The sequence below is a fragment of the Streptomyces sp. NPDC005728 genome (genome assembly GCF_040630895.1).
Taxonomy (GTDB): Bacteria; Actinomycetota; Actinomycetes; order Streptomycetales; family Streptomycetaceae; genus Streptomyces.
The window spans coordinates 127,794-143,205 of record NZ_JBEXYL010000010.1; the positions used below are offsets into that span (position 1 = coordinate 127,794).

The 15,412-nt window shown below is 71.1% G+C and carries 16 protein-coding genes; 9 read left to right on the forward strand and 7 right to left on the reverse strand.

What is annotated here, in order from left to right:
- Positions 1-23: 23 nt before the first annotated feature.
- The 5 genes from acs to ABZ471_RS10425 all read left to right on the forward strand — a co-directional run bounded on the left by acs (position 24) and on the right by ABZ471_RS10425 (position 5,427).
- Positions 24-1,979: an acetate--CoA ligase gene (gene acs, locus ABZ471_RS10405; protein ID WP_359064548.1), complete on the forward strand. Its 1,956-nt coding sequence runs from the start codon at positions 24-26 to the stop codon at positions 1,977-1,979.
- A gap of 209 nt (positions 1,980-2,188) precedes the next feature.
- Positions 2,189-3,631 (forward strand): Na+/H+ antiporter NhaA, encoded by a 1,443-nt coding sequence (gene nhaA, locus ABZ471_RS10410; RefSeq protein ID WP_359064599.1) that lies wholly within the window; start codon positions 2,189-2,191, stop codon positions 3,629-3,631.
- Positions 3,632-3,698: 67 nt separating this feature from the next.
- Positions 3,699-4,187 (forward strand): phage holin family protein, encoded by a 489-nt coding sequence (locus tag ABZ471_RS10415; protein ID WP_359064550.1) that lies wholly within the window; start codon positions 3,699-3,701, stop codon positions 4,185-4,187.
- The gene (locus ABZ471_RS10420; protein WP_359064552.1) at positions 4,184-5,119 is read left to right on the forward strand and encodes an alpha/beta hydrolase; all 936 of its coding nucleotides are present in this window, start codon (positions 4,184-4,186) and stop codon (positions 5,117-5,119) included. The genes ABZ471_RS10415 and ABZ471_RS10420 overlap by 4 nt, the downstream gene beginning before the upstream one ends.
- Before the next feature lie 128 nt (positions 5,120-5,247).
- Positions 5,248-5,427 carry a hypothetical protein gene (locus tag ABZ471_RS10425; protein ID WP_359064554.1) on the forward strand — a complete coding sequence of 60 codons (180 nt, stop codon included), beginning with the start codon at positions 5,248-5,250 and terminating at the stop codon, positions 5,425-5,427.
- Between the two features lie 27 nt (positions 5,428-5,454).
- Here ABZ471_RS10425 and ABZ471_RS10430 read toward each other — a convergent pair whose 3' ends face one another.
- The 3 genes from ABZ471_RS10430 to nth all read right to left on the reverse strand — a co-directional run bounded on the left by ABZ471_RS10430 (position 5,455) and on the right by nth (position 8,499).
- Positions 5,455-6,654: a MarP family serine protease gene (locus ABZ471_RS10430; protein ID WP_359064556.1), complete on the reverse strand. Its 1,200-nt coding sequence runs from the start codon at positions 6,652-6,654 to the stop codon at positions 5,455-5,457.
- A gap of 116 nt (positions 6,655-6,770) precedes the next feature.
- Positions 6,771-7,466 carry a CoA pyrophosphatase gene (locus ABZ471_RS10435; RefSeq protein ID WP_359064558.1) on the reverse strand — a complete coding sequence of 232 codons (696 nt, stop codon included), beginning with the start codon at positions 7,464-7,466 and terminating at the stop codon, positions 6,771-6,773.
- 52 nt (positions 7,467-7,518) lie between these two features.
- Positions 7,519-8,499: an endonuclease III gene (nth, locus tag ABZ471_RS10440; RefSeq protein WP_359064560.1), complete on the reverse strand. Its 981-nt coding sequence runs from the start codon at positions 8,497-8,499 to the stop codon at positions 7,519-7,521.
- Between the two features lie 276 nt (positions 8,500-8,775).
- On the opposite strand from nth, the gene ABZ471_RS10445 reads away from it, so the two are divergent.
- Entirely contained in the window at positions 8,776-9,450 is a 675-nt protein-coding gene (locus ABZ471_RS10445; RefSeq protein WP_018547939.1) for a Crp/Fnr family transcriptional regulator, read from the forward strand.
- A gap of 143 nt (positions 9,451-9,593) precedes the next feature.
- Positions 9,594-10,415, forward strand: a complete 822-nt coding sequence (locus ABZ471_RS10450) for a nucleotidyltransferase domain-containing protein (protein WP_359064563.1) — start codon at positions 9,594-9,596, stop codon at positions 10,413-10,415.
- A gap of 73 nt (positions 10,416-10,488) precedes the next feature.
- Here the strand turns inward: ABZ471_RS10450 and ABZ471_RS10455 are convergent, their stop codons facing one another.
- From ABZ471_RS10455 to ABZ471_RS10470, 4 genes are all read right to left on the reverse strand, one after another.
- Positions 10,489-11,340 carry an MBL fold metallo-hydrolase gene (locus ABZ471_RS10455; protein WP_359064565.1) on the reverse strand — a complete coding sequence of 284 codons (852 nt, stop codon included), beginning with the start codon at positions 11,338-11,340 and terminating at the stop codon, positions 10,489-10,491.
- On the reverse strand, positions 11,337-12,218 hold the full coding sequence (locus ABZ471_RS10460; protein WP_359064567.1) for an NUDIX hydrolase: 882 nt from the start codon (positions 12,216-12,218) through the stop codon (positions 11,337-11,339). Before ABZ471_RS10460 ends, ABZ471_RS10455 begins: the two co-directional genes overlap by 4 nt.
- 80 nt (positions 12,219-12,298) lie before the next feature.
- Positions 12,299-12,763: a RidA family protein gene (locus tag ABZ471_RS10465; protein WP_359064569.1), complete on the reverse strand. Its 465-nt coding sequence runs from the start codon at positions 12,761-12,763 to the stop codon at positions 12,299-12,301.
- Positions 12,760-12,921 carry a DUF4177 domain-containing protein gene (locus ABZ471_RS10470; RefSeq protein ID WP_003975360.1) on the reverse strand — a complete coding sequence of 54 codons (162 nt, stop codon included), beginning with the start codon at positions 12,919-12,921 and terminating at the stop codon, positions 12,760-12,762. Before ABZ471_RS10470 ends, ABZ471_RS10465 begins: the two co-directional genes overlap by 4 nt.
- A gap of 106 nt (positions 12,922-13,027) precedes the next feature.
- Here ABZ471_RS10470 and ABZ471_RS10475 point away from each other — a divergent pair, with 106 nt between their 5' ends.
- The gene (locus tag ABZ471_RS10475) at positions 13,028-14,005 is read left to right on the forward strand and encodes an ArsA-related P-loop ATPase (protein ID WP_359064571.1); all 978 of its coding nucleotides are present in this window, start codon (positions 13,028-13,030) and stop codon (positions 14,003-14,005) included.
- On the forward strand, positions 14,002-15,408 hold the full coding sequence (locus ABZ471_RS10480) for an ArsA family ATPase (protein ID WP_359064573.1): 1,407 nt from the start codon (positions 14,002-14,004) through the stop codon (positions 15,406-15,408). Before ABZ471_RS10475 ends, ABZ471_RS10480 begins: the two co-directional genes overlap by 4 nt.
- Positions 15,409-15,412: the final 4 nt, after the last annotated feature.

A 15,412-nucleotide genomic window follows, 5' to 3' on the forward strand; every position in this document is an offset into this window, starting at 1 on the left:
ACACCTTGGGAAAGGCAGATGTCGTGAGCAATGAAAGCCTGGCCAACCTCCTGAAGGAGGAGCGACGCTTCGCGCCGCCCGCTGACCTGGCCGCGCACGCCAACGTCACGGCAGAGGCGTACGAACAGGCCAAGGCTGACAGGCTCGGCTTCTGGGCCGAGCAGGCCCGTCGGCTGACCTGGGCCAAGGAACCCTCGGAGACGCTGGACTGGTCCAACCCGCCGTTCGCGAAGTGGTTCAAGGACGGCGAGCTGAACGTCGCCTACAACTGCGTGGACCGGCATGTCGAGGCCGGGCGCGGGGACCGGGTCGCCATCCACTTCGAGGGCGAGCCCGGCGACAGCCGCGCGATCACCTACGCGGAGCTGAAGGACGAGGTCTCCAAGGCCGCCAACGCCCTGCTGGAGCTGGGCGTCCAGAAGGGCGACCGCGTCGCGATCTACATGCCGATGATCCCGGAGACGGCGATCGCGATGCTGGCCTGTGCCCGTATCGGTGCCGCGCACTCCGTGGTCTTCGGCGGCTTCTCGGCGGACGCCCTCGCCACTCGCATTCTGGACGCGGATGCCAAGGTCGTCATCACCGCCGACGGCGGCTACCGGCGCGGCAAGCCGTCCGCGCTGAAGCCGGCCGTGGACGACGCGATCGATCGCGTGGACAACGTGGAGCATGTGCTCGTCGTCCGCCGTACCGGCCAGGAGGTGGCCTGGAACGGCGAGCGGGACGTCTGGTGGCACGAGCTGGTGGAGCGCCAGTCCGCCGAGCACACCCCGGAGGCGTTCGAGGCGGAGCATCCGCTGTTCATCCTCTACACCTCCGGTACGACGGGGAAGCCGAAGGGCATCCTGCACACCTCCGGCGGCTACCTCACGCAGGCGGCGTACACGCACTGGGCGGTGTTCGACCTCAAGCCGGAGACGGACGTCTACTGGTGCACGGCGGACGTCGGCTGGGTCACCGGGCACTCGTACATCGTGTACGGGCCGCTGGCCAACGGCGCCACCCAGGTCATGTACGAGGGCACCCCGGACACCCCGCACCAGGGCCGGTTCTGGGAGATCGTGGAGAAGTACCGGGTCACGATCCTCTACACGGCGCCGACGGCGATCCGTACGTTCATGAAGTGGGGCGACGACATCCCCGCGCAGTTCGACCTGTCGTCCCTGCGGGTCCTCGGTTCCGTGGGCGAGCCGATCAACCCCGAGGCGTGGATCTGGTACCGCAAGCACATCGGCGCCGACAGCACGCCGGTCGTCGACACCTGGTGGCAGACGGAGACCGGCGCGATGATGATTTCGCCGCTGCCCGGTGTGACCGAGGCCAAGCCCGGTTCGGCGCAGCGCGCGCTGCCCGGCATCTCCGCGACCGTCGTCGACGACGAGGCGAACGAGGTGCCCAACGGCGGCGGTGGTTACCTGGTGCTCACCGAGCCGTGGCCGTCGATGCTGCGCACCATCTGGGGCGACGACCAGCGGTTCCTCGACACCTACTGGTCGCGGTTCGAGGGCAAGTACTTCGCCGGTGACGGCGCGAAGAAGGACGACGACGGGGACATCTGGCTGCTGGGCCGGGTGGACGACGTGATGCTGGTGTCCGGGCACAACATCTCCACCACGGAGGTGGAGTCGGCGCTCGTCTCGCACCCGGCGGTCGCCGAGGCCGCCGTCGTCGGTGCGGCCGATGAGACCACCGGCCAGGCCATCGTCGCCTTCGTGATCCTGCGCGGTACGGCGTCGGAGGACGACAAGCTCATCGGCGAGCTGCGCGACCACGTGGGCGCCACACTCGGCCCGATCGCCAAGCCGAAGCGGGTCCTGCCGGTGGCGGAGCTACCGAAGACCCGCTCCGGCAAGATCATGCGCCGGCTCCTGCGGGACGTCGCCGAGAACCGCCAGCTCGGTGACGTCACCACGCTGACCGACTCCACGGTGATGGACTTCATCCAGGCCAAACTCCCGGCGGCGCCGAGCGAGGACTAGGCGAGCGGGAAACGGGCCACAGGCCCCGAGGGGCGCCCGGCGTGCACACGCCGGGCGCCCCTTTTGTACGTAACGTGAACCCCACCGGATGCATCTCGCGGCAATCTTAGGTAAACTAAGCAAAACCAACGCGAAGAGATCCTCAAGGTGTGCCGGGAAGTCTGGTCGGCAAGAGTTCCGCCCTGCCCACCGACCCGGAGGTCCCCGCCGTGGCCGCGCCCCGCACGACGAACACCACCCGCAAGGTCCTCGGACGCCTGTCCCTGCCCGAGCGGACCATCGTCGCGGACGCGCTGCGCACCGAGACCGTCGGCGGTGTCCTGCTCCTTGTCGCGACGGTCACGGCACTGGCCTGGGCGAACATCCCCGCCCTGCGCGACAGCTATGAGTCCGTCGGCCACTTCCACTTCGGCCCCGCCGCCCTCGGTCTGAACCTGTCCGTGGCTCACTGGGCCGCCGACGGTCTCCTCGCCGTCTTCTTCTTCGTCGCCGGCATCGAGCTCAAGCGCGAGCTGGTCGCCGGGGACCTGCGCGACCCCAGGGCGGCGGCCCTGCCCGTGGTGGCCGCGCTGTGCGGCATGGCCGTACCAGCGCTGGTCTACACCCTCACCGCCCTCACCGGGCACGGCTCCGTACAGGGCTGGGCGGTGCCCACCGCCACCGACATCGCCTTCGCGCTCGCGGTCCTGGCCGTCATCGGCACCTCGCTGCCCAGCGCCCTGCGCGCCTTCCTGCTCACCCTCGCCGTGGTCGACGACCTCTTCGCGATCCTGATCATCGCGGTCTTCTTCACCGACCGGATCAACTTCGCCGCGCTCGGCGGGGCCGTCGCCGGCCTGGTGGTCTTCTGGCTGCTGCTGCGCAAGGGCGTACGCGGCTGGTACGTGTACGTGCCGCTGGCGGTCGTCGTCTGGGCGCTGATGTACAACAGCGGCGTGCACGCCACCATCGCGGGCGTGGCAATGGGCCTGATGCTGCGCTGCACCACCCGTGGGGGTGAGGAGCACTCGCCGGGCGAGCACATCGAGCACCTGGTGCGGCCGCTGTCGGCCGGGCTCGCCGTGCCGCTGTTCGCGCTGTTCAGCGCCGGGGTGTCGGTCTCCGGCGGGGCGCTCGGGGATGTGTTCACCAAGCCGGAGACGCTCGGGGTGGTGCTCGGCCTGGTCGTCGGCAAGACGCTCGGCATCTTCGGCGGCACCTGGCTGACCGCGCGCTTCACCCGCGCCTCGCTCAGCGACGACCTCGCCTGGGCCGACGTCTTCGCGGTGGCCTCCCTCGCCGGGATCGGCTTCACCGTCTCGCTGCTCATCGGCGAGCTGGCCTTCGAGGGCGACGCGGCGCTGACCGACGAGGTGAAGGCCTCCGTCCTCGCCGGATCGCTGATCGCGGCCGTGTGCGCCACGGTGCTGCTGAAGATACGCAACGCCCGGTACCGCAGACTCTGTGCGGACGAGGAGCGCGACGACGACCAGGACGGCATCCCGGACGTCTACGAGCAGGACGACCCGGCTTACCACCTGCGGATGGCGGACATCTTCGAGCGCAAGGCCGCCGAGCACCGGCGGATCGCCGCCGAGAAGGCCGCCGCGGCGCGCCACGGGCTTCAGGAAGTGCCGGGCGGGGCAGGCGAGGAGGGCGGTCGTCCGGCATGATCTGACGAGACGGTACAAGTCAAGACGGCCTTCACGACGGTACGAAAGACTTCAGAGGGAGTACGCGATGAGCGCACCCGACGGCAGCCCGGTCGGCGCCGAACGCAGCATCGGCCAGCTGTTCGCCTCGGCGACGACCGAAATGTCGGCGCTGGTGCACGACGAGATCGCGCTGGCCAAGGCCCAGCTCAAGCGGGACGTCAAGCGCGGCGCGACCAGCGGCGGCGCGTTCACGGCGGCCGGCGCGATGCTGCTGTTCTCCCTGCCGATGCTCAACTTCGCCCTGGCGTACGGCATTCGGACCTGGAGCGGCTGGAACCTCGCCATCTGCTTCGTGCTGTCCTTCGCGGCGAACGTGCTCGTCGCCGGTCTGCTCGCGCTCATCGGCGTGGTGTTCGCGAAGAAGGCGAAGAAGAGCCAGGGCCCGCAGAAGGTCGCCGCGTCGGTGAAGGAGACGGCGAGCGTCCTGCAGAACGCCAAGCCGCACCCGCGCCCGGAGCTGCCGCAGGACCGGGTGCCGGAGGCCATCGAGGCCGGGGCACGCTCGTCGTCATGACGGAGCCCGCCGCGGCATCGGCCGTAAGAATCGACCTTCCCCACGGGGAAAAGGTGACGCACCGGGACGTCGCCGCCAACGGCGCGCGCTTCCACATCGCCGAACTCGGCGACGGCCCTCTGGTGCTGCTGTTGCACGGCTTCCCACAGTTCTGGTGGACGTGGCGGCACCAACTGGTGGCGCTCGCCGACGCGGGATACCGGGCGGTGGCCATGGACCTGCGGGGCGTCGGCGGCAGCGACCGCACCCCGCGCGGGTACGACCCCGCCAACCTGGCGCTGGACGTCACCGGCGTGATCCGCTCGCTCGGCGAGCCGGACGCCGCGCTGGTCGGCCACGACCTGGGCGGCTATCTGGCGTGGACGGCGGCGGCGATGCGGCCCAAGCTCGTACGGCGGCTCGCGGTCGTCTCGATGCCACACCCGCGGCGCTGGCGCTCCGCGATGCTCCGGGACGCCCGGCAGACGGCCGCCAGTTCCTACATCTGGGGCTTCCAGCGGCCGTGGATCCCCGAGCGTCAGCTGATCGCCGACGACGGCGCGCTGGTGGGCCGGCTGATCCGGGAGTGGTCCGGGCCGCGGCTGCCCGAGGACGCGGACGTGGAGACGTACCAGCGGGCCATGTGCATCCCGTCCACCGCGCACTGTGCGATCGAGCCGTACCGCTGGCTGGTGCGCTCACTGGCCCGCCCGGACGGCATCCAGTTCAACCGCAGGATGAAGCGGCCGGTTCGGGTGCCGACGCTGCATCTGCACGGCTCACTGGATCCGGTGACCCGCACGCGCAGCGCGGCCGGTTCGGGCGAGTACGTCGAAGCCCCGTACCGCTGGCGCCTGTTCGACGGTCTCGGGCACTTTCCGCACGAGGAGGACCCTGCGGCGTTCTCGACCGAACTCGTCAACTGGCTGAAGGATCCCGAGCCGGATCGGTGACCGGTTCGGTGCGTGCAGTATCCGGTTCCTGAACACTTGTCCCTCGAACGGCCACATGCCTGCCGCATAGGCCAATTGGGGGGCGCGGAAGCGGTTATCGACCTTGGGGCAGGGGCAGACGTCGGGGTATGGGCTGGACGCACGACTACAGTGACGCACCCCGCAACCGCCGCTCCGCCGCCGGGCCTGGCTCCTCGCAGCGCGGCACTCCGCAACTCGCGGAAGAAGCGGACCTGAGGGTGGGGATTCCGCGCATCCTGCGCCGCCGGGCCCGCTGGGTCTCCGTGCGCCTGCGTCATCGCGGCTGAGCCCCGCGGGACGCCTCCCCGACCCTCTTACAGGGCGCAGCTGTCGGTGCCCACCTGCTCGTTCGCCGTACGCCCCTGGGTGATGTCCTGCTGGATCTCGTCGGCCGTGAGCGCGTAGCCGGTGTCGGCGTCGTCGAGGGACTTGGCGAACACCACGCCGTACACCCTGCCGTCGGGCGTGAGCAGCGGGCCGCCGGAGTTGCCCTGACGGACGGTCGCGAACAGGGAGTAGACGTCGCGGCTGACCGTGCCGCGGTGGTAGATGTCCGGGCCGTTGGCCGTGATGCGCCCGCGCACGCGCGCGGCACGGACGTCGTACGAGCCGTTCTCCGGGAAGCCCGCGACGATCGCGCCGTCACCGCCGGCCGCGTCCTTGGTGGTGAACCGCAGGGCGGTCGCCTTCAGATCCGGTACGTCGAGGACGGCGATGTCGCGCTTCCAGTCGTACAGGACGACCTTCGCGCCGTACTTGCGGCCCTCCCCGCCGATCTGCACGCTCGGCGCGTCGACCCCGCCGACCACGTGCGCGTTGGTCATGACGCGGCGGTCGGCGAAGACGAAGCCGGTGCCCTCCAGGACCTTGCCGCAGCTCTGGGCGGTGCCGGTGACCTTGACGATGGACCGCTGGGCGCGGGTGGCGACCGTGCTGTTCGCCAGGGCCGGGTCGGGCGGCTCGACGTCCTTGATGGGCTCGTTGGAGAAGGGGCTGAAGACCTGCGGGAAGCCGTTCTGCGCGAGGACCGAGGTGAAGTCCTTGAACCAGGTGTCGGCTTCGGCGGGCAGCGCCTCCGACACGCCCAGCAGCACCTTGGAGCTGCGCACCTCCTTGCCCAGCGTCGGCAGCGTGGTCTGGGCGAGCGCGGAGCCGATCAGCCAGGCGACGAGCAGCATCGCGACGACGTTGACCAGGGCGCCGCCGGTGGCGTCCAGGGCGCGGGCCGGGGACCAGGTGATGTAGCGGCGCAGCTTGTTGCCCAGATGGGTGGTCAGGGCCTGGCCGACGGAGGCGCAGACGATGACGATGACCACGGCGACGACGGCGGCCGTGGTGCCGACCTCCGCGTTGTCGGTCACGGCGTCCCAGATGACGGGCAGTGTGTACACGGCGACCAGACCGCCGCCGAGGAACCCGATCACCGACAGGATGCCGACGACGAAGCCCTGGCGGTATCCGACGACCGCAAACCACACGGCCGCGACCAGCAACAGGATGTCCAGCACGTTCACCGCTTCAGGCCTCGCCTATTCACTCCGGTCCCACCAGGTCGGCCCGGGGTTCGGCCCGCCGCGCGGTGGCAATGGGGCACAGCATCCCCGAAGAACACAGCACAGGCGACACCCTGTCATGACCGCCAGTCGAGCGGGACCTGCTTCCCCCTGTCCCAGGGGCGCTCCCAGCCCGCGAAGTGCAGCAAGCGGTCGATCACTCCGGCTGTGAAACCCCAGACCAGGGCCGATTCGACCAGAAATGCCGGACCTCGGTGGCCGCTGGGGTGGACGGTGGTCGCGCGGTTGGCGGGGTCCGTGAGATCCGCCACGGGGACGGTGAAGACGCGGGCGGTCTCGTTCGGGTCCACCACGCCGACCGGGCTGGGCTTGCGCCACCAGCCGAGCACGGGCGTGACCACGAAGCCGCTGACCGGGATGTAGAGGGCGGGCAGGACACCGAAGAGCTGGACGCCGGCGGGGTCGAGGCCGGTCTCCTCCTCGGCCTCGCGCAGGGCGGCTCTGAGCGGGCCGTCGGTCTTCGGGTCGCCGTCCTCCGCGTCGAGGGCACCGCCGGGGAAGGACGGCTGGCCGGCGTGGGAGCGCAGGGAGCCGGCCCGCTCCATGAGCAGCAGCTCCGGGCCGCACTCGCCGTCGCCGAAAAGGATCAGCACGGCCGACTGCCGCCCCGAGCCGTTCTCCGGCGGCAGGAAGCGGCTGAGCTGGAGCGGCTCGATCGTCTCCACGGCCCTCACGACCGGGTCCAGCCAGCCCGGCAGGCCCTCCTTGCGCAGCGCCACCGGGTCCTTGTGCGTGTCACGCGTGTACGTCATGCCCACCCCCGTCCTGCCGTGTCCAACGCCCGAGGGCCCCGAGATCGTTCCGTCATCCGGCCCCCAGCGGCGGCGCCGCCTTGCCACCGGCGTCGAGGTAGGCCTGCGGGGGCTTCAGGCGCTGGCCCGGGAAGCCGCCCTTCTCGTACTTCAGGAGCTTCGTCGCCTTCTCCGGGTCGGTCTCGCCCTCGCCGTAGGCCGGGCAGAGCGGGGCGATGGGGCAGGCGCCGCAGGCGGGCTTGCGGGCGTGGCAGATGCGGCGGCCGTGCCAGATCACGTGGTGGGACAGGTCGGTCCACTCGCTCTTGGGGAACAGCGTGCCGACGGCCGCCTCGATCTTGTCGGGGTCGGTCTCCTCGGTCCACTGCCAGCGCCGCACCAGCCGCTGGAAGTGCGTGTCCACGGTGATCCCGGGCCGCCCGAAGGCGTTGCCGAGGACGACGAAGGCGGTCTTGCGGCCGACGCCGGGCAGCTTGACCAGGTCCTCCAGCCTGCCGGGCACCTCGCCGCCGAAGGACTCGACGAGGCCCTTGGAGAGCCCTATGACCGACCGCGTCTTGGCCCGGAAGAAGCCGCAGGGGCGGAGGATCTCCTCGACCTCCTCCGGGTTGGCGGCGGCCAGGTCCTCGGGGGTGGGGTACTTCGAGAAGAGCGCCGGGGTCGTCTGGTTGACGCGCAGGTCGGTGGTCTGGGCGGACAGCACCGTGGCGACCAGCAGCTGGAAGGAGTTCTCGAAGTCCAGCTCGGGGTGGGCGTACGGGTAGACCTCGGCGAGTTCGCGGTTGATCCGGCGGGCGCGGCGGACCAGGGCCGTACGGGACTCGTTCGCCGGAGGCTTCACGGCGGTCTTCTTGGCAGGCACGGTCTTCTTGGCGGACGACGCCTTCTTGGCGGGCACGGTTCTCCTGGCCGCCGCGGCCGTCTTTCCAGTCTCCGCAGCCGCCTTCGCGGTCGCCGCGTTCTTCTCGACAGTCGCGCCCTTTTTATCCGTTTTGCCGGTTCTCCGACTACCGCCAGGGCCTTGTTCGCCCACAGCAGAATCACGACGTACGACCACCCGCCCAGCCCCCTTGGCCTCTGCTCTCACCGGCGATTTGGACACCCGGCCAGCCTAGAGCCCGGCACCGACATCCGCTCCGGGCCCGGAAGATCAGCCCCCGATTGGACCCCCGCCGCTTACCTCGGGACACCTGTGCGGCATCCTTGTGACAGATCACACTGTTTGGACCGTCCGGCAATATGGGGAGCACGGTCCCCTGGTACCAAGGGGGAGCAAGATCCCCTGAGCAGGTCGACAAGGAGAGAACTCGTGGACGACGTTCTGCGGCGCAACCCGCTCTTCGCGGCTCTCGACGACGAGCAGTCCGCGGAACTGCGCGCCTCCATGAGTGAGGTGACCCTCGCGCGTGGCGACTCCCTGTTCCACGAGGGCGACCCGGGCGACCGGCTCTACGTCGTCACCGAGGGCAAGGTCAAGCTCCACCGCACCTCACCCGACGGCCGCGAGAACATGCTGGCGGTGGTCGGCCCCGGCGAGCTGATCGGCGAGCTGTCACTGTTCGACCCGGGCCCGCGTACGGCGACCGCCACCGCGTTGACCGAGGTCAAGCTGCTGGGCCTGGGCCATGGCGACCTCCAGCCCTGGCTGAACGCCCGCCCCGAGGTGGCCACCGCACTGCTGCGCGCGGTCGCCCGCCGGCTGCGCAAGACCAACGACGCCATGTCCGACCTGGTCTTCTCCGACGTACCCGGCCGTGTGGCGCGCGCCCTGCTGGACCTCTCGCGCCGCTTCGGCGTGCAGTCCGAAGAGGGCATCCACGTCGTCCACGACCTCACCCAGGAGGAGCTGGCCCAGCTGGTCGGCGCCTCGCGCGAGACCGTGAACAAGGCGCTGGCGGACTTCGCCCAGCGGGGATGGCTCCGCCTGGAGGCGCGGGCCGTGATCCTGCTGGACGTCGAGAGGCTGGCGAAGCGCTCGCGCTGAAGCCCCGCGGCTCACACTGAGGCTCCGTGGCTCGCACTGAGGCCCGGTGGGCTGCGGACTTCTGCCTGCCCGGGCCGAAAAGTTCACCGTGATCCCGCCGTAAATCACCTGTCCCAGACCTCCCGACCGGGCACAGTAACCCCATGGCCGGAACCCTTCCTCCCAAAGGTCTCGACGCCCAGGGCTACATCGAGCGTGAAGGGTCCCTCGGGCGCGTGCCGCACGCGTTCCGGCCGGTCGTGGCCGCCGCACGCGACGGACTGGTGGGCGTCTTCGGGGCGCGTCTGCACAGCGCGTACCTCTACGGGTCGATTCCGCGCGGCACCGCGCGCGTGGGGCACAGCGACCTGGACCTGCTGGTCGCCCTGCGCGAGGAGCCGGCCGACGCCGACCGGGAGGCCGTCCGTGCCCTCGGCGATGCGCTCGACAAGGAGTTCCCGCAGATCGACGGCGTGGGCGCGCTGCTGTACGGCCGGGCGCGGCTGCTGAGCGACCTGGAGACGTACGACCTGGGCTGGTTCGTGGCCTGCCTGTGCACCCCGCTGCTCGGGGACGACCTCGCCGAGTACCTGCCCCGCTACCGCCCCGACTCGCTGCTCGCCCGCGAGACCAACGGCGACCTCGCACTCCTCCTCCCCCGCTGGCGGGAGCGCATCGCCGCCGCCGGGGACACGGAGGAGGCTCTGCGGCCCCTGACGCGCTTCATGTCCCGGCACCTGGTGCGCACCGGCTTCACCCTCGTCATGCCCCGCTGGCAGGGCTGGACCAGCGATCTGCGGGAGATGGCCGAGGTGTTCGGCGCGTACTACCCGCAGCGGGCCGCGCAGCTGCTCAGGGCGGCGGAGTACGGCTCCCAGCCCGTCGGCGACCCGCACGTCCTGCGGTCGTACGTGGACGACCTCGGCCCCTGGCTCGCCGAGGAGTACGCGCGCGTGCACGGCGTCAAAGCGCCCCGCCCGGACTGAAAGTCGCCGCCCGGGCGGCAGGCGCCCTGCGCGGTCTGAAGACTCCCCGTGCAGTCTTACAAGCCCCGTGCGCCTAGACGGGCCCGGACTCGGGCTGGATGAGCCCGTGCTCGCTGAGGTAGTCCATCTGGGCCCGTACGGACAGCTCGGCGGCCGGCCACAGAGAGCGGTCCACGTCGGAGTACACATGGGCGACGACCTCGGCGGGGGACCGGTAACCGTCCTCGACGGCCGTCTCGACCTGGGCGAGGCGATGGGCGCGGTGGGCGAGGTAGAACTCGACCGCGCCCTGGGCGTCCTCCAGGACCGGCCCGTGGCCCGGCAGGACCGTGTGCACGCCGTCGTCCACAGTCAGCGACCGCAGCCGGCGCAGGGAGTCCAGATAGTCCCCCAGGCGGCCGTCGGGGTGCGCGACGACGGTCGTACCGCGCCCCAGGATGGTGTCGCCGGTCAGCACGGCCCGATCGGCCGGGAGATGGAAGCACAGGGAGTCCGCGGTGTGCCCGGGGGTCGGTACGACCCTCAGCTCCAGGCCGCCGACGGCAATCACGTCCCCGGCGGCGAGGCCCTCGTCGCCGAGCCGCAGCGCCGGGTCGAGGGCACGCACGCGCGTGCCGGCCAGCCCGGCGAAGCGGGCGGCGCCCTCGGCGTGGTCGGGGTGGCCGTGAGTGAGCAGCGTGAGGGCGACCCGTTTACCGGCCCGCTCGGCCGTGTCGAGGACATTGCGCAGGTGGAGATCGTCCAGGGGCCCCGGGTCGATCACCACGGCCAGGTCGGAGTCGGGCTCGGCGACGATCCAGGTGTTGGTGCCGTCCAGGGTCATCGCGGAGGCGTTGGGCGCCAGCACGTTGACGGCCCGCTCGGTGGCGGGACCCGACAGAACGCCGCCCCGGGGCTGGCCGGGCAGGGCTGCTGCATCGGTCATGCGGGGCCTCCACCGGTGCTCGGAGCGGTCGGGACGTGCTTGGTGAACTCGTCGTGTCCCGGCCAGGTCAGGACGATCTCACCGCCCTCCAGGCGGGCGCGCGCCAGCACGGGCGTCATGTCCCGCGCGGGCGCGGCGGTGAGCGCCTCGGCGGCGGTGGCGTAGGGAAGCAGCTGGCGCAGGGTGGCGATGGTGGGCGGCATCATGAGCAGCTCGCCCTTGTCGTACCCGGCGGCGGCCTCCTCGGGGCGGATCCACACCGTGCGGTCGGCCTCCGTGGAGGCGTTGCGGGTGCGCTGGCCCTCGGGGAGGACAGCGACGAAGAACCAGGTGTCGTAGCGGCGGGACTCGAACTCCGGGGTGATCCAGCGGGTCCAGGCGCCCAGCAGGTCGGAGCGCAGCACCAGGCCGCGGCGGTCCAGGAACTCGGCGAAGGACACCTCGCGCGCGACCAGGGCCGCACGGTCCGCCTCCCAGTCGTCGCCGGTCGTGTCGCCGACGACCGAGTCGGGGTCGGGCCCGGCCAGCAGGACGCCGGCCTCCTCGTACGTCTCCCGGACGGCGGCGCAGACGATCGCCTGGGCGCCGGCCTCGTCGACGCCGAGCCGCTCGGCCCACCACGCGCGCGGGGGGCCCGCCCAGCGGACCTGCCGGTCGTCGTCGCGCGGGTCGACGCCGCCGCCCGGATATGCGTACGCGCCTCCGGCGAAGGCCATGGAGGCGCGTCTGCGCAGCATGTGGACGACCGGGCCGGCCGCGGTGTCCTTCAGGAGCAGCACCGTGGCCGCGCGCCTGGGGGACACCGGTGTGAGGGTGCCGTCCGCGAGTGCACGGATGCGGTCCGGCCACTCCTGGGGGTACCACTGCCCATTCGCCATGGCCGGAGGCTATCCCGTATAGGGCGAATGTTCGAGAGGTGCCCGAGGTCAGAGGGGCTGCGGCAGGCGTACGAGCCGGGTTACGGCACCAGCTCGACCTGGATCTCGACCTCCACCGGCGCGTCCAGCGGGAGCACCGCGACGCCGACCGCGCTGCGGGCGTGCACGCCCTTGTCTCCGAGGACCTCGCCGAGCAGCTCGCTGGCGCCGTTGACGACACCGGGCTGCCCGGTGAAGTCGGAGGCCGAGGCGACGAAGCCGACGACCTTCACCACGCGCGCGATGCGGTCGAGGTCACCGGTCACGGACTTCACCGCGGCCAGCGCGTTCAGGGCGCAGGTGCGGGCCAGGTCCTTGGCCTCCTCCGCCGTGACCTCGGCGCCCACCTTGCCGGTGACCGGCAGCTTGCCCCCGACCATCGGCAGCTGGCCGGCGGTGTACACGTACACACCGGACTGCACGGCCGGCTGGTACGCGGCCAGCGGCGGTACGACCTCCGGCAGGGTCAGGCCCAGTTCGGCCAGCTTGGCCTCGACCGCGCTCACGCCTGCTTCTCCCGCTTCAGGTAGGCCACGAGCTGTTCGGGGTTGTTGGGCCCGGGCACGACCTGGACGAGCTCCCAGCCGTCCTCGCCCCAGGTGTCCAGAATCTGCTTCGTGGCATGGACGAGCAGCGGCACGGTTGCGTATTCCCACTTGGTCATGGGCCGACTGTAGCCGCTGTGACCCACGGGACAGGCGGACGGCCGTGAGCCCTGTTATCCACAGCCTCCCGCGTGGCCGTCGGCCGGACTCGTTAGTCTCGAAGGCGTGAGCAGGCTCCAGGTCGTCAGCGGCAAGGGCGGGACCGGAAAGACGACGGTCGCCGCCGCAATCGCGCTGGCCCTCGCGACCGAGGGGAAGCGGACGCTTCTCGTGGAGGTCGAGGGCCGGCAGGGCATCGCACAGCTCTTCGAGACAGAGGCGTTGCCCTACGAGGAGCGGAAGATCGCGGTCGCTCCGGGCGGCGGGGAGGTGTACGCCCTCGCGATCGATCCCGAACTGGCCCTTCTGGACTATCTCCAGATGTTCTACAAACTCGGCGGCGCCGGCCGGGCCCTGAAGAAGCTCGGCGCGATCGATTTCGCCACCACCGTCGCGCCGGGCCTCAGGGACGTCCTCCTGACCGGCAAGGCGTGCGAGGCGGTCCGCCGCAAGGACAAGTCCGGGCGGTTCGCCTACGACTACGTCGTCATGGACGCCCCGCCGACCGGCCGCATCACGCGTTTCCTCAACGTCAACGACGAAGTCGCCGGGCTCGCGAAGATCGGCCCGATACACAATCAGGCGCAGGCGGTGATGCGGGTGCTGAAGTCGCCGGAGACGGCGGTGCACCTGGTGACGCTGCTGGAGGAGATGCCGGTCCAGGAGACCGCCGACGGCATCGCCGAACTCCGGGCGGCCCGGCTGCCGGTCGGCAGGGTCATCGTGAACATGGTCCGGCCCCAGGTGCTGGACGCCACCGACCTGGAACTCGTACGGACCGTGACACGTTCTTCCGTTGCGCAGGCCCTGTCGGCCGCGGGGCTCGGCGGGGCACGGCGGGGCGGGAACGCCGAGCGGCTGGTGGACCCGCTGCTGGAGCAGGCCGCGGAGTACGCGGAGCGGTACGCGCTGGAGCAGGAGCAGCGCGCGGTCCTCGGCGAGCTGGGCCTGCCGCTGCACGAACTGCCGCTGCTCGCCGAGGGCATGGACCTCGCGGGGCTGTACGAACTCGCCACCGAGCTGCGGAAACAGGGGTTGTCATGAGTCCGGACCCGGCCGAGGCGCAGGACGCCGCCCGCCCGCACCTCTCCCCCGCGCGCGTGCTCGACATCGACTCGCTGCTGGACGACCCGAAGACCCGGATCGTGGTCTGCTGCGGCTCGGGCGGGGTCGGCAAGACGACGACCGCGGCCGCGCTCGGGCTCAGGGCCGCCGAGCGGGGCCGCAAGGTGGTCGTGCTCACCATCGACCCGGCCAGGCGGCTCGCCCAGTCGATGGGCATCGACTCCCTCGACAACGTGCCCCGGCGGGTGAAGGGCACCGAGGATCAGGGAGGGGAATCGAGCGGCGATGCGGTCGAGGGCGGTGGCGGGCGACGGGCGGGCGGCGAACTGCACGCCATGATGCTCGACATGAAGCGTACGTTCGACGAGGTCGTCGAGGCGCACGCGGACCCCGAGCGGGCGGCCGCGATCCTGGCGAACCCCTTCTACCAGTCGCTCTCGGCGGGCTTCGCGGGCACGCAGGAGTACATGGCGATGGAGAAGCTGGGGCAGCTGCGGGCCCGGGACGAGTGGGACCTGATCGTGGTGGACACCCCGCCGTCCCGTTCCGCGCTGGACTTCCTGGACGCGCCCAAGCGGCTCGGCTCCTTCCTGGACGGCCGCCTGATCCGCCTGCTGACGGCTCCGGCGAAGCTCGGCGGCCGCGCGGGAATGGCGTTCCTCAACGTCGGCATGTCGATGATGACCGGCACGCTGGGCAAGCTGTTGGGCGGCCAGCTGCTGAAGGACGTACAGACGTTCGTGGCCGCGATGGACACCACCTTCGGTGGTTTCCGAACGCGCGCGGACGCCACGTTCAAGCTGCTCCAGGCGCCCGGTACGGCGTTCCTCGTGGTGGCAGCCCCGGAGCGGGACGCGCTGCGCGAGGCCGCGTACTTCGTGGAGCGGCTGGCCGCCGAGGACATGCCGCTGGTGGGTCTGGTGCTCAACCGGGTCCACGGCAGCGGCGCCGGCCGCCTGTCGGCCGAGCGGGCGCTCGCCGCCGCGGAAAATCTTGAGGAGCCCCGCATTGTCGATCAGGGGGGCGGGAAAGCTGGACTTCGTAACTCTCCCGACACGTACGACAGTTCAGAATCTCCTGCTTCCGCAACACCGGCTCCGGACGACGGCTCCCCCGCCGCGGACGACGGCTCCCCGGACGACAGCTCTCCGGGCGCGGACACGGAGCGGTCCGTCGACCAGCTGGCCGCAAGTCTGTTGAGGTTGCACGCCGAGCGCATGCAGTTGCTCTCGCGCGAGCAGCGCACGCGTGACCGCTTCACCGCCCGCCACCCCGAGGTGGCGGTGGTCGAGGTACCCGCGCTGCCCGGTGACGTGCACGACCTCACGGGCCTGCGCGACATCGGGGACCGGCTCGCGGCAGGAAGAACGGAGCTGCCGTAGCACT